This is a genomic window from Streptomyces sp. P17, from assembly GCF_032436805.1.
Classification (GTDB): Bacteria; Actinomycetota; Actinomycetes; order Streptomycetales; family Streptomycetaceae; genus Streptomyces.
Genome location: NZ_JAVRBF010000026.1, coordinates 50,733 through 71,367 on the forward strand (window position 1 = coordinate 50,733; position 20,635 = coordinate 71,367).

General features: G+C 69.2%; 18 protein-coding genes. 7 read left to right on the plus strand and 11 right to left on the minus strand.

The features are described 5' to 3' along the window. Positions 1-14 precede the first annotated feature (14 nt). Positions 15-503, plus strand: coding sequence for a hypothetical protein (locus RMT89_RS18485; RefSeq protein ID WP_315884851.1), 489 nt, complete (start codon positions 15-17; stop codon positions 501-503). A gap of 41 nt (positions 504-544) precedes the next feature. Here the strand turns inward: RMT89_RS18485 and glmS are convergent, their stop codons facing one another. From glmS to RMT89_RS18500, 3 genes are all read right to left on the minus strand, one after another. Continuing rightward, on the minus strand, positions 545-2,392 hold the full coding sequence (glmS, locus tag RMT89_RS18490; RefSeq protein ID WP_315884852.1) for a glutamine--fructose-6-phosphate transaminase (isomerizing): 1,848 nt from the start codon (positions 2,390-2,392) through the stop codon (positions 545-547). A gap of 97 nt (positions 2,393-2,489) precedes the next feature. Beyond that, positions 2,490-3,299: an ABC transporter permease gene (locus RMT89_RS18495; protein WP_315884853.1), complete on the minus strand. Its 810-nt coding sequence runs from the start codon at positions 3,297-3,299 to the stop codon at positions 2,490-2,492. A gap of 2 nt (positions 3,300-3,301) precedes the next feature. Continuing rightward, the gene (locus RMT89_RS18500) at positions 3,302-4,297 is read right to left on the minus strand and encodes an ATP-binding cassette domain-containing protein (protein WP_315884854.1); all 996 of its coding nucleotides are present in this window, start codon (positions 4,295-4,297) and stop codon (positions 3,302-3,304) included. Between the two features lie 195 nt (positions 4,298-4,492). Here RMT89_RS18500 and coaA point away from each other — a divergent pair, with 195 nt between their 5' ends. Both coaA and RMT89_RS18510 read left to right on the plus strand, forming a co-directional pair. Next, positions 4,493-5,461, plus strand: a complete 969-nt coding sequence (coaA, locus tag RMT89_RS18505) for a type I pantothenate kinase (RefSeq protein WP_315884855.1) — start codon at positions 4,493-4,495, stop codon at positions 5,459-5,461. 18 nt (positions 5,462-5,479) lie between these two features. Continuing rightward, positions 5,480-6,421: a DUF389 domain-containing protein gene (locus RMT89_RS18510; RefSeq protein ID WP_315884856.1), complete on the plus strand. Its 942-nt coding sequence runs from the start codon at positions 5,480-5,482 to the stop codon at positions 6,419-6,421. A gap of 106 nt (positions 6,422-6,527) precedes the next feature. Here the strand turns inward: RMT89_RS18510 and glmM are convergent, their stop codons facing one another. The 4 genes from glmM to RMT89_RS18530 form a co-directional block, all read right to left on the minus strand. Beyond that, positions 6,528-7,886: a phosphoglucosamine mutase gene (glmM, locus tag RMT89_RS18515; protein WP_315884857.1), complete on the minus strand. Its 1,359-nt coding sequence runs from the start codon at positions 7,884-7,886 to the stop codon at positions 6,528-6,530. Positions 7,887-8,095: 209 nt separating this feature from the next. Next, complete coding sequence (rpsI, locus tag RMT89_RS18520; RefSeq protein ID WP_315884858.1) at positions 8,096-8,608, minus strand: 30S ribosomal protein S9; 513 nt, start codon at positions 8,606-8,608, stop codon at positions 8,096-8,098. Positions 8,609-8,650: 42 nt separating this feature from the next. Continuing rightward, positions 8,651-9,094 carry a 50S ribosomal protein L13 gene (gene rplM, locus RMT89_RS18525; protein ID WP_315884859.1) on the minus strand — a complete coding sequence of 148 codons (444 nt, stop codon included), beginning with the start codon at positions 9,092-9,094 and terminating at the stop codon, positions 8,651-8,653. 202 nt (positions 9,095-9,296) lie between these two features. Continuing rightward, the gene (locus tag RMT89_RS18530; RefSeq protein ID WP_315884860.1) at positions 9,297-10,481 is read right to left on the minus strand and encodes a glycosyltransferase family 87 protein; all 1,185 of its coding nucleotides are present in this window, start codon (positions 10,479-10,481) and stop codon (positions 9,297-9,299) included. 74 nt (positions 10,482-10,555) lie between these two features. On the opposite strand from RMT89_RS18530, the gene RMT89_RS18535 reads away from it, so the two are divergent. Next, on the plus strand, positions 10,556-11,434 hold the full coding sequence (locus RMT89_RS18535) for a hypothetical protein (RefSeq protein ID WP_315884861.1): 879 nt from the start codon (positions 10,556-10,558) through the stop codon (positions 11,432-11,434). A gap of 4 nt (positions 11,435-11,438) precedes the next feature. On the opposite strand, the gene RMT89_RS18540 is transcribed toward RMT89_RS18535, so the two are convergent. Then, on the minus strand, positions 11,439-12,860 hold the full coding sequence (locus RMT89_RS18540; protein WP_315884862.1) for a cellulose binding domain-containing protein: 1,422 nt from the start codon (positions 12,858-12,860) through the stop codon (positions 11,439-11,441). A gap of 294 nt (positions 12,861-13,154) precedes the next feature. On the opposite strand from RMT89_RS18540, the gene RMT89_RS18545 reads away from it, so the two are divergent. Both RMT89_RS18545 and RMT89_RS18550 read left to right on the plus strand, forming a co-directional pair. Beyond that, positions 13,155-14,426 (plus strand): nucleotide sugar dehydrogenase, encoded by a 1,272-nt coding sequence (locus RMT89_RS18545; protein WP_315884863.1) that lies wholly within the window; start codon positions 13,155-13,157, stop codon positions 14,424-14,426. Continuing rightward, positions 14,423-16,363: a glycosyltransferase gene (locus RMT89_RS18550; protein WP_315884864.1), complete on the plus strand. Its 1,941-nt coding sequence runs from the start codon at positions 14,423-14,425 to the stop codon at positions 16,361-16,363. The genes RMT89_RS18545 and RMT89_RS18550 overlap by 4 nt, the downstream gene beginning before the upstream one ends. Before the next feature lie 171 nt (positions 16,364-16,534). Here RMT89_RS18550 and RMT89_RS18555 read toward each other — a convergent pair whose 3' ends face one another. Next, positions 16,535-17,956, minus strand: a complete 1,422-nt coding sequence (locus RMT89_RS18555; protein WP_315884865.1) for a polysaccharide deacetylase family protein — start codon at positions 17,954-17,956, stop codon at positions 16,535-16,537. 387 nt (positions 17,957-18,343) lie between these two features. Between RMT89_RS18555 and RMT89_RS18560 the strand changes: the two genes are divergently transcribed. After that, positions 18,344-19,033: a hypothetical protein gene (locus RMT89_RS18560; RefSeq protein ID WP_315884866.1), complete on the plus strand. Its 690-nt coding sequence runs from the start codon at positions 18,344-18,346 to the stop codon at positions 19,031-19,033. Between the two features lie 39 nt (positions 19,034-19,072). Here the strand turns inward: RMT89_RS18560 and truA are convergent, their stop codons facing one another. Together truA and rplQ are read right to left on the minus strand one after the other, a co-directional pair. Further along, on the minus strand, positions 19,073-19,915 hold the full coding sequence (truA, locus tag RMT89_RS18565; RefSeq protein ID WP_315884867.1) for a tRNA pseudouridine(38-40) synthase TruA: 843 nt from the start codon (positions 19,913-19,915) through the stop codon (positions 19,073-19,075). Between the two features lie 141 nt (positions 19,916-20,056). Further along, entirely contained in the window at positions 20,057-20,557 is a 501-nt protein-coding gene (gene rplQ, locus RMT89_RS18570) for a 50S ribosomal protein L17 (RefSeq protein ID WP_315884868.1), read from the minus strand. Between the last annotated feature and the right edge of the window lie 78 nt (positions 20,558-20,635).

Here is a 20,635-nt window from a genome sequence, read left to right on the forward strand (position 1 = left end):
CTACCGTGCAGAGCATGCGCGTCGTCTTCACCAAGGGCCCCGGAACCAGCTACGACATTGCCGTCCACCGCGAAACCGGCGCCGAGCTGGCTCCGCGCAACGGCCCGGGCGGGCACCCGTACCTCCCCCACGACCTGGTGCACTTCCTGGTCGAGGCCGAGGCAGGCATCAGGCTCGGGGTGTACGGCCGCATCGCCGCCGGCGACAACGGCCTGTTCTGGCCGGCCGATGCCGCGGAGCGCGCCAAGGCCGCCCGGCACCGCAAGTCGAAGCGCCCGAAGTCCTCCCCCGGGGCCCAGGCCGACATGGCCAGGTCGGAGGAGCTGGCGGGCATCGCGGTGCCGGTGTGGGAGGTGCGGCACGGTCACGCGGCGGAGCTGCCGGCGTATGTGACGGTGCGGGAGATCCCCCCGGTGGTCGACCGGATCGTCTCCCGCCTCGACGAGTACTCCGAACGCTGGCACGCCCTGCCGGTGGGAGGCTCGCTCACACTGACGTGGTGACGCCGGACCGGTTCAGAACCAGACCTGGTCGTCGGGAGGCCCTACTCCACCGTCACCGACTTCGCCAGGTTCCGCGGCTGATCCACCTCGTTCCCCCGAGCCGTCGCCAGCTCGCAGGCGAACACCTGGAGCGGCACCGTCGCCACCAGCGGCTGGAGCAGGGTCGGCGTCGCCGGAATGCGGATCAGATGGTCGGCGTACGGCACCACCGCCTCGTCCCCCTCCTCCGCGATCACGATCGTCCGGGCGCCCCGGGCCCTGATCTCCTGGATGTTGGACACGATCTTGTCGTGGAGGACCGACCGCCCCCGCGGTGACGGGACGACCACCACCACCGGCAGGTCGTCCTCGATCAACGCGATCGGCCCGTGCTTCAACTCCCCCGCCGCGAAGCCCTCCGCGTGCATGTACGCGAGCTCCTTCAGCTTCAGCGCACCCTCCAGCGCCACCGGATAGCCCACGTGCCGGCCCAGGAACAGCACCGTGTTCTTGGCGGCCAGCGAGCGGGCCAGGGCACGTACCGGTTCCATGGTCTCCAGGACGCGCTCCACCTCTCCGGAGATGTCCGCGAGGTCCCGGACGACCGCCCGGATCTCGTCGCCCCACTTGGTGCCGCGCACCTGGCCCAGGTACAGCGCCACCAGGTAGCAGGCCACCAGCTGGGTCAGGAAGGCCTTCGTCGAGGCGACCGCCACCTCCGGGCCCGCGTGCGTGTACAGCACCGCGTCCGACTCGCGCGGGATCGTCGAGCCGTTGGTGTTGCAGATCGCGAGCACCCGGGAGCCCTGCTCACGCGCGTGCCGCAGGGCCATCAGCGTGTCCATGGTCTCGCCGGACTGGGAGATCGCGATGACCAGGGACTGCGCGTCCAGGATCGGGTCCCGGTACCGGAACTCGCTCGCCAGCTCCACCTCGCAGGGAATCCGCGTCCAGTGTTCGATGGCGTACTTGGCGATGAGCCCCGCGTGGAAGGCCGTACCGCACGCGACGATGACGACCTTGTCCACTTCCCTCAACTCGGAAGCGGAGATGCGCACTTCGTCCAGCGTCAAGGCGCCGGACGCGTCGATGCGGCCGAGCAGGGTGTCGGCGACCGCCTTGGGCTGCTCGGCGATCTCCTTGAGCATGAAGTAGTCGTAGCCGCCCTTCTCGGCCGCCGAGGCGTCCCAGTCGACGTGGTACGAGTGGACCTCGGCCGGCCTGCCGTCGAAGCCGGTCACCGTGACGCCGTCGCGGCGGAGCTCCACGACCTGGTCCTGGCCCAGTTCGATGGCTGAGCGGGTGTGGGCGATGAAGGCCGCCACGTCCGAGGCCAGGAACGCCTCGCCCTCCCCCACGCCCACCACCAGCGGCGAGTTGCGGCGCGCGCCCACCACCACGTCCGGCTCGTCCGCGTGCACCGCGACCAGCGTGAACGCCCCCTCCAGCCGCCGGCACACCAGCCGCATCGCCTCCGCGAGGTCGGCGCAGGAGGAGAACTCCTCGGCGAGCAGATGCGCGACGACCTCGGTGTCGGTCTCGGAGGTCAGTTCATGGCCCCGCTCCGCCAACTCCGCCCGCAGCAGGGCGAAGTTCTCGATGATGCCGTTGTGGACGACGGCCACGCGTCCGGCGTTGTCCAGGTGCGGATGCGCGTTCGCGTCCGTGGGTCCGCCGTGTGTCGCCCACCGGGTGTGCCCGATGCCGGTGGAGCCGCTCGGCAGCGGGCGCTCGACCAGTTGCTTCTCCAGGTTGACGAGCTTGCCGGCCTTCTTCGCGGCGGCCAGCCCGCCGTCCGCGAGCACGGCCACGCCCGCCGAGTCGTATCCCCGGTACTCCAGTCGCTTCAGCCCGGCCATCACGACATCGAGCGCCGACTGAGACCCCACGTATCCCACGATTCCGCACATGAGCGGCAGCCTACGATCGAATCCGCCGCCGAACCGGCCACTTCGTGCCCGATTTCGGAAATTCCCACGCCCTTACGTATCAGCCGTATCGACGGCTTCACGTCTTCGCCCGGTACGCCCTCATCGCCAGCGGATAGAACACGAGGGCTATCCCCGCCGCCCACACCAGCGACCACATCACCGGCTCCGCCACCGGCCCGCCGAGCAGCAACCCCCGGAAGGCGTCGGAGAGATGGGTCACCGGGTTCACATCGCTCCATGCCTGGAGCCACCCCGGCATCGTGTCCACCCTGACGAACGCGCTGCTGGTGAAGGTGATCGGGAAGATGAGGGTGAAGGCGAAGGCCTGCACCTTCTCCGCGTCCCCCGCCAGCATCCCGATCAGCACCGCGCTCCACGACACGGCCGCCGCGAACACGATGACCAGCAGGGTGCCGAGCAGGAAGCCGTCGAGCCCGCCCGTGACACGGAAGCCGAGCAGCAGCCCGAGCCCGATCATCAGCAGCAGCGCCCACAGGTGCTTGGCGAGGTCAGCCGTGATCCGGCCGATCAGCGGCGCAGAGCGGGCTATCGGCAGGCTCCGCAGCCGGTCGAAGACGCCCTTGGTGAGGTCGGTGTTGAGCGCCATCGCCGTGTACATCGTCATGAACAGGGTGTTCTGCACGATGATCCCGGGCAGCGCGTACTTCAGATACGCCTCGGGCGATCCGGCCATCTGCCCGCCCAGGACATAGGTGAACAGGAACACGAACATGATCGGCGTGATGCTGTAGTCGACCAGTTCGAGCGGGTTGTGCTTGACCGCGACCAGGCTGCGCCAGGCCATGGTGAAGATCTGCTGGAGTCCGGAGAGGGGGCGTACCCGGCCCGACTTGGTGATGGGGGCCGTGAGGGTGGTGGCGGCCATGGTCAGTTCACCGCCTTCTCCAGCTCGGCGTCCTCCGGAACCGGCTCGTCCTCCGGCTCATCGGTGGGCTCCGCACGGTGACCGGTCAGGGCGAGGAACACCTCGTCGAGCGAGGAGCGCCGCAGCGCCAGCTCGCCCACCGCTATCCCCTCCCGGTCCAGCGTGCGCACGACGGCCGGCATCAGCTCGGGGTCCTTCACCGGGGCCGTGACCGTTTCGCCCTCGATCTGGGTCTGGGTTCCGGCCGCCTGGGCCACCAGCGTGTGCACCCGCCCGAGCTCCGCCGCGACCAGCGGCCGCACCTGCAGCACCTGGCCGCCGACCTGGGACTTCAGCTGGTCCGGGGTGCCCTCGGCGATCACCCGGCCCTTGTCGATCACCACGATGTCGTCGGCGAGCACATCGGCTTCGTTCAGATACTGCGTGGTCAGCAGGGCCGTCGCACCGTCCGCGACCAGGCCCCGCAGCAGGTCCCACAGCTCACCCCGGCTGTGCGGATCGAGGCCGGTCGTGGGCTCGTCGAGAAAGAGGATGCGGGGCCGGCCCACCAGGCTCGCGGCGAGGTCGAGGCGCCGTCGCATACCGCCCGAGTACGTCTTCACGGCCCGTCCGGCCGCGTCCGTGAGCTGGAAGCGCTCCAGCAGCTCCCGGGCCCGCGCCTTCGCCTCCCGCCGTGGCAGTCCCAGCAGACGGCCGATGAGCAGCAGATTCTCCGTACCGGTCAGGTTCTCGTCCACCGCGGCGTACTGCCCGGTCAGCCCGACCAGCGCGCGCACGATCCCCGCCTCCCGCACGACGTCGTGCCCGGCCACCTGAGCCCGCCCCCCGTCGGGCTGGAGCAGCGTCGCGAAGATCCGTACGGCGGTCGTCTTCCCCGCGCCGTTGGGCCCCAGCAGCCCGAGCACCGAGCCCTGCCGGGCCCCCAGGTCGACCCCGGCCAGCGCCTCGGTCTCCTTGAACCGCTTGACCAGGCCTTCCGCCTCGATCGCATACGTCATGGGTCACCCCTACGGGTTTCGTCATGTCCGGGTGGACCCCGGCCTGGGCCCACCTCTCCCACAACTGTGACGCACGCCACTGACATTCCCCGCCTTGCCCGTGTTCGTCCCGAAATCCTGGGTGCGTGACGGATCCCACCCCACCGTCCGTTCGTACTCCCGTAACAATGGACTGTGATCTCTCCGGTCTCTCCGATGCCCCGGAGCGCCCACCGGCCCAGGCCGGAGGCGACTCCCTACGTCGACCTCACCCGAGCCGAGTGGAGCGCGCTGCGCGACAAGACGCCGCTGTCGCTCACCGCCGAGGAGGTCGAGAAGCTGCGCGGCCTCGGCGATGTCATCGACCTCGACGAGGTGCGGGACATCTACCTCCCGCTCTCCCGTCTGCTCAATCTCTACGTCGGCGCCACGGACGGCCTCAGAAGCGCGCTCAACACCTTCCTCGGCGAACAGGGCTCCCAGTCCGGCACCCCCTTCGTCATAGGGGTCGCGGGATCGGTCGCCGTCGGCAAGTCCACGGTCGCCCGCCTCCTCCAGGCCCTGCTCTCCCGCTGGCCCGAGCACCCGCGCGTGGAGCTGGTCACCACGGACGGCTTCCTCCTCCCGACGAAGGAGCTGGAGGCCCGCGGCCTGATGTCGAGGAAGGGCTTCCCGGAGTCGTACGACCGCCGTGCCCTGACCCGTTTCGTCGCCGACATCAAGGCGGGCAAGGACGAGGTCACCGCCCCCGTCTACTCCCACCTCATCTACGACATCGTCCCGGGCCAGAAGCTCACCGTCCGCCGCCCGGACATCCTGATCGTCGAGGGCCTGAACGTCCTCCAGCCCGCCCTCCCCGGCAAGGACGGCCGCACCCGCGTCGGCCTCGCCGACTACTTCGACTTCAGCGTGTACGTCGACGCCCGCACCGAGGACATCGAGCGCTGGTATCTGAACCGTTTCCGCAAGCTCCGCGACACGGCCTTCCAGAACCCGTCCTCGTACTTCCGCAAGTACACCCAGGTCTCCGAGGAGGAGGCCCTGGACTACGCCCGGACGACCTGGCGGACGATCAACAAGCCCAACCTCGTGGAGAACGTGGCCCCGACCCGTGGCCGCGCCGCCCTCGTCGTCCGCAAGGGCCCCGACCACAAGGTGCAACGACTGAGCCTGCGGAAGTTGTGAGCTGGTAGAAAGGCGCTCATGCTGCATCTGCGCCTGATCACACCGTCCGACAAGACGGACACCGTGGTCCGCCTGATCGAGGCCACCGTCGGCACCACCCACCTCGTGGTGCTGCCGGGCGCCGCCCGCAACCCCGCCGGGGACGTGGTGCTGTGCGATGTGGCGCGGGAGGCCGGCGACGAACTCCTCACCGGGCTCCAGCGCCTGGAGATCGAGGACTGCGGTTCCATCGCCGTGGAGAACATCAACCTCTCCCTGTCCAAGCGCGCGGACAAGGCCGAGGCGGAAGCTCCCGGCGAAGGCGCGGACGCGGTCGTGTGGGAGCACCTCACGGACGCGACCCACGAGGAGTCGACGCTCTCCTTCACCTACCTCGCGTTCATCACGCTCGCCACGATGATCGCGGCCTGCGGTGTGGTGCTGGACAACGCGATCCTGATCGTGGGCGCGATGGCCGTGGGCCCGGAGTTCGGCCCCCTGGCGGGATTCAGCACGGCCCTGGTGCAGCGCGCCCCCCGCCTGGCGATGCGGTCGCTGATCGCGCTGCTGGTGGGCTTCGCGGTGGCCATGGCGGTCACGGTCGGCTTCAGCTTCTTCATGGACGCCATCGACCTGTTCAGCCAGGAGCAACTGGACGCCGACCGCCCCCAGACCGGCTTCGTCTACGCCCCCGACTGGCTCTCGTTCATCGTCGCGGTCCTGGCCGGCGCGGCCGGCACCCTCTCCCTGACCTCGTCGAAGTCGGGCACCCTGGTCGGCGTGGCCATCTCGGTCACCACGGTCCCGGCAGCCGCCAACGCGGCGGTGGCCCTGAGCTTCGGCGACACCAAACAGACCTGGGGCTCGACGGAACAGCTCCTGCTGAACCTGCTGGGCATCGTCCTGGCAGGCACCCTGACGCTGCTGGCCCAGAAGTGGTTCTGGGCACGATCGAAACGCCGGGCAGGGGTGCCCACCTAGGGGCGCGGGGCTGTGCTCAATGTGCGGCTCCGCCGCGTGGGCCCGACAAGCCACAGACAACCCGCAGCCCGCGAAGCACAGAACCCCCCACCCCGAACCCGAAGTCTTAACCCAGCGCCGACTTCACAACATCGGCCAGCCGCCCGGCAACAGCCCGAGCCTGATCAATATCCGCCGCCTCGACCATCACCCGAACCAGCGGCTCGGTCCCGGAGGGCCGCAGCAGCACCCGCCCCGTGGACCCCAGCTCCGCCTCCGCCTCCGCGACAGCGGCAGCCAGCTCCCCGGACGTCTTCACCCGCGACCGATCGACATCAGGCACATTGATCAGCACCTGCGGCAGCCGCTCCATCACAGAGGCCAGCTCCCGCAGCGACCGCCCGGTCTCGGCGACCCGAGCCGCGAGCATCAGGCCCGTCAGCGTGCCGTCCCCGGTCGTCGCGTGATCGAGGATGATCACATGCCCGGACTGCTCACCGCCCAGCGTGTACCCGTGCTCCTTCATCTCCTCCAGCACATACCGGTCACCGACGGCGGTCTGGACGATCTTCAGTCCCTCCCGCTCCAGCGCCAGCTTGAACCCGAGGTTGGACATCACGGTCGCGACAACGGTGCCTGAGCGCAGTGCGGAACGCTCCCGCATCGCCAGCGCGAGGACGGCCATGATCTGGTCGCCGTCCACCTCCTCGCCGGTGTGGTCGACGGCCAGACAGCGGTCGGCGTCACCGTCGTGGGCGATGCCGAAGTGCGCGCCGTGCTCGACGACGGCGGCCTTCAGCAGATCGAGATGGGTCGAGCCGCAGCCGTCGTTGATGTTGAGCCCGTCGGGCGAGGCGCCGATCGTGATGATCTCGGCCCCGGCCCGCGAGAACGCCTCCGGCGACACCCGCGAAGCGGCCCCGTGCGCCTCGTCGAGGACGATCTTCAGCCCGTCGAGCCGGTTGGGCAGTACGGCGACGAGGTGGGCGATGTACTTGTCGAAGCCCTCGTCGTACTCCCGGACCCGGCCGACGCCCGCGCCGGTGGGCCGCTCCCAGGGCTCACCGCGCCGGTGCTCCTCGTAGACGGCCTCGATCCGCTCCTCCAGCTCGTCGTCGAGCTTGTGCCCGCCGCGCGCGAGGAACTTGATGCCGTTGTCCGGCATGGCGTTGTGGCTGGCAGAGAGCATGACGCCGAGGTCGGCGCCGAGCGCGCCGGTGAGATAGGCCACGGCGGGCGTCGGCAGCACGCCGACCCGCAGGACGTCGACACCCGCGCTCGCGAGCCCCGCGACCACGGCGGCCTCCAGGAACTCCCCGGACGCGCGCGGGTCCCGTCCGACCACCGCGATCGGCCGGTGGCCCTCAAAGGTGCCCGCCTCGGCCAGCACGTGGGCCGCCGCGACCGACAGACCGAGCGCCATCTCGGCGGTCAGATCCGCGTTGGCGACACCGCGCACGCCGTCCGTGCCGAAGAGTCGTCCCACTTGTCCTCCTGATGAAGCTGATGAAGCGTCACTTTCGAGATCATCTTCGGAGATCGCCCAAGATCACCCGATCACACAAGCCTTTGAACGTCTTGTGCCGTTATACGCCCATGGCTGTGATAAACGAACGCCCCGGCGGCACTGTGGCGTGCCGCCGGGGCGTTCGGACGTACTGCTGAAGTGCGAGTACGCGCTGCAGGCAGCGAAGCTTAGCGCTTGCTGTACTGCGGGGCCTTGCGGGCCTTCTTCAGACCGGCCTTCTTGCGCTCGACCGCACGGTCGTCGCGCTTGAGGAAGCCGGCCTTCTTGAGCGGGCCGCGGTTGTTGTCGACGTCGGCCTCGTTCAGCGCACGGGCGACACCGAGACGGAGCGCACCGGCCTGACCGGAGACACCGCCACCCGCGATGCGGGCGATGACGTCGTAACGGCCCTCAAGCTCCAGGACCTTGAACGGCTCGTTGACTTCCTGCTGGTGCACCTTGTTGGGGAAGTAGTCCTCAAGGGTGCGACCGTTGATCTTCCACTTGCCGGTGCCCGGGACGATCCGGACGCGGGCGATGGCGTTCTTGCGACGGCCCAGGCCGGCGGCCGGCTGGGGCTCGCCGAAGCGGGAGGCCAGGGACTCCGAGGTGTACTCACCCTCGACGGGGACCTCGGTCTCGGTGGTGTAGCTGTCGATGTCAAGCTCTTCGAGCGGCTGCTCGGCAGTGGTCTCGGCCACGATTCTCCTCAGATTCTGTTCAGTCTTAGGGGGTGGCCGGACTTACTGCGCGACCTGGGTGATCTCGAACGGCACCGGCTGCTGGGCAGCGTGCGGGTGCTGGTCACCCTTGTAGACCTTCAGCTTCGAGAGCATCTGACGGCCCAGAGTGTTCTTGGGGAGCATGCCCTTGACGGCCTTCTCGATGGCCTTCTCGGGGTTCTTGTCGAGCAGCTCGTCGTAACGGACGGAGCGCAGACCACCGGGGTAGCCGGAGTGGCGGTACGCCATCTTCTGGGTCCGCTTGTTGCCGGACAGGTGCACCTTGTCGGCGTTGATGATGATGACGAAGTCACCGGTGTCGACGTGGGGGGCGTAGATCGGCTTGTGCTTGCCCCGGAGGAGGGTCGCTGCGGTGGTGGCGAGACGGCCCAGGACAACGTCCTGAGCGTCGATGACGTGCCACTGGCGCGTCACATCGCCGGGCTTGGGGCTGTACGTACGCACGGTTCGTAGCCTTCGCTTCGAGTGAATGGTCCTGAACAGGTCACCGAAACGATCACGACAGCCCTGACCGCACTGCGGTGACGCAAACCGCGTGCTGGTCGCTGGTCATCGGCCCGGTGGACCGGTGTAAGGGCCCGTCCCGTGAGAATGAGCAAGCCAATACACAACGAACAGGCAGAATACCTGGGCTTCCCCGGACGGGTCAAAACGAGGTCACTGCCGTAGCAGGAACCGATTTTACCCGCATTCGCCGCCGCCCCGGCCAATTGTGCCAAACGATCGTGAACGTCAGCGCACACAGCGTGAGAGCGTCCTTGAAGGCCCGCCGCTGCACAGGCTCCAGACCGGGCCACGTCACCCCTGGAAGCTGGGGCGCCAGCGCGAGCCAGAACCAGGGCCCCCGGGCCACCGAGCCCGCGCACGGGAGAGAGGCGACCAGCAGCGGGACGACGATCACCAGGTAGTGGTCGTACGACGGTCTGGACACCAGGAACGCCGAGAGCATCAGGGCCGCCGCCGTCTCCGTGAGCCTGAGCGGCCCGGGGTCGGCGCGGCGCCAGCGCCGGTACGCGCAGACCACCCCGGCGGCCGCCGCGAGCAGGGCGAGCAGACCGGCCACGGGTGCCGGCGCCCCGAGCCTGGGCAGCACGGCCGCCGGGGACGCCTCGTAGAGCCGTACGAAGTCGTCGTCGCCCTTCAGCAGGAAGGGCAGGGTTCGGGTCAGGAAGCCCGTGGGGTCGGGGAGGAACAGGGCCGAGACCGCCGACGCCGTCGCGGGGACGGCGATCATCACGGCCAGGGCCCGCCACCGTCCGGCGAAGACGAACAGCAGCGCCATCGGGACCAGGACCGGCTTCAGCGCGATCGCCGTACCGAACACCGCGCCGGCCGCCACCCACCGGCCCCGGCCCGCCAGCAGCAGCCCCAGCGGCAGGGCGAGCGCGGCCGTCGCCGTCCAGTTCGCCAGGAGGATCAGGTGGGCGAAGGGCGCGAAGCCGACGGTGAGGCCCGCCAGGCCCAGGGCGGCGAGCCGGCTGCGCGGCGGGATGCCGTGCAGGCGCAGGGCGCAGGCCCAGCCGGCGGCCAGGCAGACGGTCACCGCGAGCGGTACCAGCACGCGCAGCGCGGTCGGGGAGAGCAGGGTCTGGGGGGCGGCGGCCAGCACGGCGCCCGGGAGATAGAGGAAGTGCGGATCGTCATAGGGAGAGCCGCCGTCCAGCCAGGTCCGCGCGGCCCGCACCACGATGGCGTTGTCCATGCCGCCGTCCGAGGTCCCGCGTGCCGTGCGGACCGTCGCGGCGCCCAGGACGGCCGCGAGGAGCGCCCACAGATGCCAGGACGCGGGTCGTACCAACCACCCGGAGATGTCGCTTTTGCCCTCGCTCACCGACGCAACGCTAGGTGTCCCAGGGCTTCTTGAGACGGAACGGCACGCCCCGGTCCCCGTCTAAGATGCGCCCCATGAGCTTCGGGCAGCAGGGGGGTCCCCAGTCCCAGTGGGATCCCTGGAAACCGCATTCCCAGCAGCCGTGGAACAGCGGCGGCGACAGCCAGACCCCGGACTGGGCCGCGCTCGCCGAGGCGTCCGAGTCCCGTAACAAGCGACGCCGGCTGCTGTTCATCGGCGGTGGCGCGCTGGCCACGGTCGGGGTGGCCGCGGCGGTCGCCGTGGCCGTGGTGTCGGCCAACGGCGACGACAAGCCGACCGCGCAGCTTCCCGCGACCGCGGACATACCGAGCGGGTCCACCGGCCCGGCGCCGTCCTTCGAACCGACGAGCGCGCCGCCCCCGCTGGACCCGAACGACTTCATCGCGAGCGCCAAGAAGGACACCGCCCCGCTCAGCCCCGAGACCCTCTTCCCGGGCTCGCAGCTGACCCTGGGCGAGACCCTCTACAAGAAGGGTCCGACGGCCGACACCAAGGACTGCTCCTCGGCCGCCCTGAAGACCCTGCCGAAGATCCTCGACGCGAACGGCTGCACCCGTCTGATGCGCGTCACCTACGTCAGCGGCGGCGTCGCGGTCACGGTCGGCGTGGCCGTCTTCGACACCGAGGCACAGGCGACCGGGGCCAAGGGCCAGACCGACGACAAGAGCATCGTGAAGGCGCTGCCCGGCAAGGGCGTGAAGCCCTTCTGCAACTCCGCCGTGTGCCGCACCACGCGCAACTCCAACGGCCGCTACGCCTACTTCACGGTCACAGGGTTCACGAACGGCAAGGACGTCACCACCAAGGACGCCAAGGTGTTCGCGGTCGACGACGACCTTCAGCGGTTCACCTTCGACCAGATCCGACGCCGGGGCGAGGCCCAGGCGTCGGCGGCGGCGCAGGCGGGCTGATCCCTCAGGACTCGGTCAGCGTGTCGAACCAGCCGACGCCGTTGCCCCGGAACTCGTCGGCGGCCTTCTCGGCCTCCTTCGCCGTGAGCTTCTCGCCGGCCTGGTAGTAGACCCAGTCGACCTTCATGTCCCAGGCACGGTCGCCGGCGAACGGCAGGTCCACGAACCAGGTGTTGAAGTTGATCGCCATGTCGGCGCGCGGGGCGTAGTCCGAGCCGCTGCGGTAGAGGGTCTTGCCGTCGATGCTGTAGGTGACGGACTTCTTGTCGACCGTGATCAGCACGGTGCGCCAGCCGGCGATGCTCTTCTCGGTCTTGCTGGTGACGCGGTCGCCCTCGTCGGCGTTGCGCCAGGTCGTGGTGTCGAGCTTCGGTCCGGGCGCGCCCCAACCGCCGTTCGGCATGTACTCGTTGTCGAGCTCCGCGTACTTGCTGCCCGAGCCGCCGATGGTGAAGAACGTCTGGTTGATGTGGTCGCCGTTCTCGCCGGTCGTCGGCTTGTCGGTGAAGTGGATCCGGGCCGCGTAGGTGCCGGTGCGGAACTTCGCCTCCTTGGTGCCGAGCGCGGCCTGCTTCGTACCGGCCGTCGTGCCGTCGGTCGAGGCGCGCAGGTTGAGCACCTGACCGCCGGGCGCCTCGTCGTCGCCGGGGAAGGTGACGCCCTTCGCGGTCCAGGTGTTCTCGATGCCGGGTCCGCCCTCGCTGGTGCGCACCAGCCAGCCGTGCTTGAACAGCGCGGTGTCCTTCGGGCCCCGGTAGTTGAAGTCGTCGAAGAAGCCGCCCTCGGGGAGCTCGGGCACGGCCCGGGACACGGGCTTCGCGGAGGCCTCGGCGCCCTCACCGCCTGGCTCCTCGCCCCACACCAGGGCGCCGCGCTTGTAGGCGGGGATCCGGTCGGATTCCTGGTACGTCTTCTTCGAGGCGTCGTAGGACCAGTCGCCGTCCTGGTCCACCGGCTTGTGGTCGGTCCGGTAGAGCTGGATCTCCAGGCCCTCGCTGTTCGCGCCGGGCTTCAGCACGCCCGCCTTGCCGGTGAACCCGAGCTCCAGATAGTGGTCGGCGCCCTCCTCCGGCGCGTCCATGGCGACCACGGTGCCGGTCAGGTTGGAGCAACCGACCGCCGCTTCCACGCAGTTGAAGCCGTACGACGCGTCCCCGTCGGCGCTGAAGTAGTAGCGCAGGGTGACGTCGCTCAGCGGCACCGGCTTCTCGGAGGTGTTGAAGACCTCCAGCCACGGCCGGACGGCTTCGGCCTCGGCCGAGGTCTCGGTGCGGTAGCGGACGGTGAGCTCGGGCTCCTCCGGGTTGAAGTGGTTCCATACCGGCTTGGCGGCCAGGACACCGCCGACGAGGACGGCCACCGCGAGCAGGACCTTGAAAGCGCGGGCTATGCCACTGCGACGACGTGGTTGACGGCGGGACGCCACGTGGGTCTCCTTCAGGGGCGCGGGGCGTGCGCCCGGCGGATGGAATCGGCAAGAGGGTACCCGTCGAGGCGCCGTGCGCCAGGGGTCGGTTTCAGACCGAAATCCGTCGACAAACGGCCGACTCATGACCATGCAGAAGGGTTGTACGCGCTTTCGAGTGACAAAAACGACTGTGTGCGATGTGTGATCACTTGTGTGGGCGCTGTTAGCCTTCTCGCTCCTGTATGCGATGGATGACTGTGACTGTGCGCCCGGGCTGGGGGCTTGGGTGGCGCCGGGGTGGGAAGTATTGCCGTGAACCGAAACTCCACTGCCGATCTCGTGATCATCGGGCTCGGCTACGTCGGGCTGCCCCTTGCCAGGGCAGCAAGCGCTTCCGGCCTGAGGGTCGTCGGACTCGACCGCAGCCAGTCCGTGGTGCAGGGACTGTCCTCGGGTGCGTCGCACGTCGACGACATCAGCGACGCCGATGTGCGCGCCATGCTGGACCAGGGTTTTCGCGCGGTCTCCTCGCCCGAGGTCATCGCGGACGCGGCCGCGGTCGTCATCTGTGTGCCCACCCCGCTGACCGACCACGGCGCGCCCAACCTCGGCGCGGTGGACTCCGCCGTCGCGGACATCGCCGCCCACCTCAAGCCGGGCACCCTGGTCGTCCTGGAGTCCACGACCTACCCGGGCACCACCGACGAGGTCGTCCGCCCGCGCCTGGAGGCCGGCGGCCTGAAGGCGGGCACCGACTTCTACCTCGCCTTCTCCCCCGAGCGCATCGACCCGGGGAACCCGACCTACGGCCTGGAGAACACGCCCAAGGTCGTCGGCGGCACCACCCCGGACTGCACCAAGGCGGCCCGCGCGCTGTACGAGCGCTTCGTGGGCAGCGTGGTGGAGGCCAAGGGCACGCGTGAAGCCGAGATGGCCAAGCTGCTGGAGAACACCTACCGGCACGTGAACATCGCGCTCGTCAACGAGATGGCGATGTTCTGCCGCGAGATCGGTGTCGATCTCTGGGACTCCATCCGCTGCGCCTCCAGCAAGCCTTTTGGCTTCGCCCCCTTCTACCCGGGCCCCGGCGTCGGCGGTCACTGCATCCCGATCGACCCGAACTACCTTTCTTACAAGGTACGTTCGCTCGGTATACCGTTCCGATTCGTGGAACTGGCCCAGGAGATCAACCAGCGGATGCCCGCCCATGTCGTCTCACGCGCGGCCGACCTGCTCAACCAGCAGGGCAAGCCGATCCGCGGCTCGCGCGTCCTCCTGCTCGGCGTCACCTACAAGCCGGACATCTCCGACCAGCGGGAGAGCCCCGCGGTGGACGTGGCCGAGCTGCTGCTCGAACGCGGCGCCGACCTCGCCTACTACGACCCCCGGGTCGAGGACTGGACCGTCGAGGGCACCTCCGTGCCCCGGGTCGAGGACTACCTCGCCGGTGCGGCCGAGGCCGATCTGACCATCCTTCTCCAGCAGCACAGCGAACTCGACCTGGACGCGCTGGCCGACCGGTGCCGCCTGCTCTTCGACACGCGCGGCAAGTCGGCCGACCATCCCCAGGTGGTCAAGCTGTGACCGACACCTACATACCGGGGGCCGTCGACACCGACGGCCGCCGCCGCCACAAGCGCCGACGGCATCTGAAGGTCTCGTACTTCTTCTTCGTCGCCATCGCCGCTGTCATCGTCACCAAGCTCGACCCGGACTCACTCCGTCTGTACTCGTTCGGGGCGCTCGGGCTGCTCGCCCTGAAGATGTTCGGGGCGCTCTTCTACCGGCCCGCCAAGGCGGACCGCGAGGAGCTGATGCTCCTCGACAACTCGTGGGTCACCGCGGTCATCCCGATCTACAACGAGGACCCGGTGATGTTCGAGCAGGGCATGCGCAGCCTTCTCGCGCAGAGCAGGCTGCCCAACGAGATCCACATCATCGACGACGCCAGCGCCGACTCCTCCGGCATCAAGGCCGCGAAGAAGCTGCGCCGCGAGTTCGAGGCGCAGGGCGTGAAGTACACGGTCAGCGTGCAGCCCGAGAACAAGGGCAAGCGCGAGGCCCTCGCCCTCGGCTTCGAGGCGGCGCCCTACACCGACCTGTTCCTGTGCGTGGACTCGGACACGGTCCTTTCCCGGGACACCGTCCGCGAGCTGCTGCTGCCCATGGCCAACCCGAAGATCATGGCCTCCACGGGCATGGTCCTCGCGCTCAACCACGACAGCAACATCTTCACGCGCCTGCAGGACCTCAGGTACGGCAACTCGTTCCTGTTCGAGCGGGCCGCGTACTCCCGGCTGAAGTCGGTCCTGTGCTGCTGCGGCGCGCTCTCCGTGTACCGCGGCACCCTGGTGCGCAAGTACCTGCCGGACTTCCTGAACCAGCAGTTCCTCGGCAAGCCGGCCGTCTTCGGCGACGACCGGCGCATGACCAACTACTGCCTGATGGAGGGCCAGGTCGTCTTCCAGGAGACGGCCGTCGGCTACACCGCCGTCCCCGAGAAGCTGCCGCACTTCCTGCGCCAGCAGGTCCGCTGGAACAAGTCCTTCTTCCGTGAGTCCCTGTGGGCCTTCACCCACCAGAAGAAGTACCGCCCCGCATTCTGGCTCACCTGCATGGAACTCGCGCTGTGGCTGATCTTCGGCTCGGCGATGTTCTACTCCATGGTCATCCTGCCGATCATGCAGCCGGAGCGGTTCCTCAACCACATCGGCGACTACCTGGTCTTCATGGTCCTCATGGGGTACCTGCGCAATGTCCGGTACCTGGACTTCCCGCGCCGCGGCATGGGTTTCATCAAACGCTTCGGCATGTTCCTGCTGGCGCCGCTGTACGGCGTCATCCAGCTGCTCCTGCTGACCCCGCTGCGGTTCTACGCCCTGCTCACCCTGCACAAGGGCAGCTGGGGCACCCGTCAGGGCGGCGTCGAGGTCTCCGTCGCCGGCGACCACGAGCAGGACGTGTCCGCGGTCTACGAGGAAGAGGACGAGTACTCGTCCCAGCAGGTCTCCTCCACGATCGAGATGATGCGCCTGGAGGGCATCGCCCTCGCGCGTACCGCCCCGCACGCCTCCCCGCGCAACCCCAACGGCATGGCGCAGGCCTACACCGGCCACACCCAGGGCGAGTTGCACGACATGGGCCGCAACGCGCCCCAGCAGCAGGTGGCGTGGAACGGCGTGACACAGCCGCAGCCGATACCTCCGCAGGGCTATGTGGCGCCGCAGCACCAGCAGCAGTACCAGCAGCAGCCGCAGCCGCACCACCAGCAGCAGCAGCAGCCGTACGGCGGCCAGCCGCAGGACCCGTACCAGCAGCAGCACCCGCAGGGGTACGGCCAGTGGCAGGGCCACCAGGGTCACCAGGGCCACGCCCAGCAGCCGTACATCCCGCACATCCCGCAGCAGCCCCAGGGTCCGTACCCCCAGCAGCAGCAACAGCAGCAGCAGCACTGGACCCCGGAGAACCAGCCGTACGCCCCGGAGCACCAGGACGACGGCTGGTTCGGTGACCGCCGCTAGTGCCGCGACAGGCAACGTTCGCCCCGTCGCGACGCCCGGCACGCACTCTCGCCGCACCGGCCGAAAGCCCAAGTACATCCAGCACGAGGGCTTCCGGCCGGCACGCCGAGAGCACGCACCGGACGCCGCTCCTTGACGGGCAAACGTCGCCTGCCGCGGCACTAGCCGGGGTCAGCTGTAGTACGCCATCGCCTCCTGGACGGTGAGCACCTCGATCTCCCGCTTGTCGATCTCCGTCATCAGCGTACGGAGACCGGCCTGGCTGATCTCGGTGCTCGCCGCCGGCGTACCGGTGACGACCTTGTGCAGGCACAGGATCAGCCAGCTGCCGCTGCCGGCACAGCGGTCCAGCGCTCCGCCCGCGCCGATCACCTTGCTCAGCGCGGTGCCGCCGATTCCCGTTCCGTCGGTGATCCCGGTCATTGATTTGAGCCGGTACGGCATGGCTGGCGCGAAGCTCTCGATGGTCTCGGAAATGATCGTGCGCGCGGTGGTGAAGTGGCGGGTGGCGAGCAGATCGACGGGCACTCCGTCGGTGGTCTTCTGAAATGCGCCGTGCGGATAGGCGAAGTGCTCGCTGGTGAATCCGTTGCCGACGAGCCATTCCCGCAGCTTTGCGAAATCCTCGTCGACCTGTTGGGCGGTGAGTTTGGGGTAACTCGCCGTGTGCGTGGCGTTGGCATAGGAGTGGCCGGCCATCTCCCAGCCGGAGGAGTCCTGGAGCGAGCGCATCTGCGCGAGCTTCACAAAGGATCCGGTGCCGATCACGTCGGCGATGTTGTAGAGCGTTCCCGGCATGCCGAACGGGTCCATCACCGGACGGGCGAGATCGTGCACCGACCTGTGCGAGTCGTCGAAGGTGATGGACACGACGCCCTTGGGGAACACCGCCTCGGTGTCGGGCACCAGCTCGACCGTCTGCAGGTGGTACGTCACCGGGGCCGCCGCGTCGTCGTAGACCGCGAAGGACATGTCGGTGAAGCCCGTCCGCACGGACGGAGCGCCCTGCGCGGAGAGCGTGTACGTGCCGGACGCGCTGCTCACGTCGGCCCACTGCAGATGGACCGTCACCCACTCCCCGGACTGCACGTAGTTGGTGCCGCCGCCATGCGTGTGCACCCGCCAGCTGAAGGCGTTCTTCAGCCCGGAGCTGCCGAGGTAGAAGACGATCCTGCTGAGGTTGCTGACGTCCGAGACCCGGAAGATCAGCCGGATCATCTTGCCGCTGAGATCCATGGCGGCCATACCGGTCTTGCGGACGTACGACTGCACACCGCTGCCCGCGGTGGTCACCCGGACCGAGGACGTGCCCCGGGTGAAGACCTCGGTGTCGGCCGGGTTCGACGAGGCGGTGCCCGACCCGCCCGCCGTCCAGCCGTGCCCCGCCTGGAACTGCTGGCTCCAGGTCGCCCGGCGATAGCGCGGCCGCCGTCCGGTCGGCGCGTACGGCGGTACCCCCAGGCCCTCGGCGGGCGCGGCGTCGGCGGTGGCCAGCGCCCCGATGCCGCCGACCGTGACCAGACCCCCGAGCCCCATGACCCGCAATGCCGAGCGCCTGCCCACCGGGCCGGAGTGCTTACTTCCCTTACTCAAGGTGACTCCCCATCAGCAACAAAATGCCCAACCCCCCTGCGTCGCAAAGACGTTCGCAATTCAAGTGTCCAATGCGACTGGTGTGACAGTAAAATAGCCGCTGACGGGTGGGGATGATGCTCACGGTCCTGCTTCTTTTCAAGGGCCCGGACGAGACAGGGGAATCTCGCTCCCCACCACTCTTCACACGCCCCAGGGGGGCTGTGTCTGCACTGGAGGGGTGCATGAACAGAGGTTCTTCCGCGCTGCGCCGCGGCACCCGCGCCGTGGGTGCCGCGGCGCTGCTGGTGGGCGGTCTCGGAGTCGGTGGCGCCTGGCCGGCCGCCGCGGCCGGGACCGAACCGTGCAAGCCGACGGAGGGCTTCGGAGGACCCGAGCGGCCTCGGGGTGAAGTGGGAGGACTTCCCGACCCAGGTGTACACGGACGCCCAGGGACGCGCCCAGTCCCCCAGCGTCATCACCGGCGAGAAGGAAGGCGACTTCACGGTCCGCGCCACCTCCGGTGATGTCTCGACGACCTTCACCGCCCACGTCGGCCGGACCAGCCACGCCATCGAGATCACGGGCGGCGACGACCAGCAGGCAACGCCCGGTGACGCCTTCGCCGACCCGCTGACCGTCAAGGTGACCAAGAACGGCGCTCCGGCGGCGGACACCGAGGTGGAGTTCAGCGTGGACAGCGGGGCGGAGGGCGCCCCGGCCTTCGAGGGCGGCGAGGACTCCGTGACCGTGACCACCGACGCCGACGGCGAGGCCTCCGCCACCGAGCTGGTCGCGGGCCAGGAGCCGGGCACGTACAACGTCCTCGCGTCGGCCGGCGACGCCGGGATCCGCTTCACCGTCGAGGTGACCGAGGAGGACGCGACCGCCTCCCCGTCCCCGAGCCCGTCCGGCACGTCCGACACCACGACCGGCGGCTCCGACAGCACCGGCGGCACCGACGCCCAGGGCGACTCGGGCAGCCTCGCCGTGACCGGCGCCGCGGGCATCGGCATCCTCGCGGGGGTGGCCGCGGCGCTCGCCGCGCTCGGCTGGGCGGCGGTGCGGTTCACGCGCTCCCGCCGCGCGCAGGACTGACGCGAGCCGAAGGGGGGCCCTGTGGCACAGGGCCCCCCTTCAGTGCACCTGTCCCCGCACCCGCCGCGCCTGCAGCTGCCGCTCGGCGAGCTGGTCGGCGGCCGGGTAGGCGACCTCTTCCAGAGTCAGCCCGTGCGGCCGTACGACATGGACGGCACTGTCGCGGACCCGTGCGTCGAGCACCTTCCGCGGCCACTCCGCCCCGCGATGCCCGTCCCCCACGAACAGCAACGCGCCCACCATGGACCGCACTTGGTTGTGGCAGAAGGCGTCGGCCCGGACCTCGATCTCGACGACTCCGTCGGCGGTACGGCGCACCCCGAAGTCGAAGATCTCCCGAACCGTCGACGCCCCCACCCGCTTCTTCGCGTACGCGGCGAAGTCATGCTCCCCGACGAGGGACTTGGCGGCCGCGTCCATGACGGCGACGTCCAACTCCCAGTCATGCCACAGCACATGACTGCGCAACAGCGGATCCACACCGCCCGGCCGGTCGCCGACCCGGTAGATGTAGCGCCGCCACAGAGCCGCGAACCGCGCGTTGAACCCTTCCGGAGCCTCGGTGAGCGCCCACACCCGGACATCCTTGGGCAGCCGCCCCGCGAGCCGCTTGAGCAGCTTCTCCCGGTGCTCCTCCCACAGCTCCGCCGGCAGATCCACATGCGCCACCTGCCCCCGCGCATGCACCCCGGCGTCCGTCCGCCCGGCCACGGTCAGGTCGTACGTCTCCCTGGACCGCGTCACGGTCCGCAACGCACTCTCGACCTCCGCCTGCACGGTCCGCTGCCCCCCGGCCTGCTTGGCCCACCCGGAGAAGTCGGTCCCGTCGTAGGACAGGTCGAGCCGCACCCGCACGAACCCGGGCTGTACGTCGTCACTCACCCAAAGATCCTCTCAGCAACGCAAAGCGGGCCCGCCCCTGAAAAGGAACGGACCCGCCAACACCCCTAGGGGCGCGGGGAACTGCGCGACAAGCCACGGCGAAAGCCGCACCCGCCAACGAAACGATCCCCGGCAGAACGCTTACGCGTCCTTCGACTCCTCGGCAGCCTCGTCGTCCTTGGTCACGTCGACCTTGGACTCAGCGGCAACCTCGGCTACCTCGGCGTCCTTGGCGGCACGCTTCGTCGCGGCCTCGGCCTCACCCGTCGCCTGCTGCGCGACCGTCAGCGCCTCGACCAGCTCGATGACAGCCATGGGCGCGTTGTCGCCACGACGGTTACCGATCTTGGTGATACGGGTGTAACCACCCGGACGGTTCTCGTAGCGCGGGCCGATCTCGGTGAAGAGCGTGTGGACGACGCTCTTGTCCGTGATGACCTGGAGCACCTGACGGCGGTTGTGAAGGTCGCCCTTCTTCGCCTTGGTGACCAGACGCTCGGCGTACGGCCGCAGACGGCGGGCCTTCGCCTCGGTGGTGGTGATACGGCCGTGCTCGAAGAGCGCCTTCGCGAGGTTCGCGAGGAGCAGCTTCTCGTGCGCGGCGCTGCCGCCCAGACGGGCACCCTTGGTGGGCTTCGGCATTTCTTTCTCCTGTGTGTCTGCCCCGGCCGTATCAGGTACCGGGGTCAGGAACCCGATGAGCGGATGCTCACCGGCATC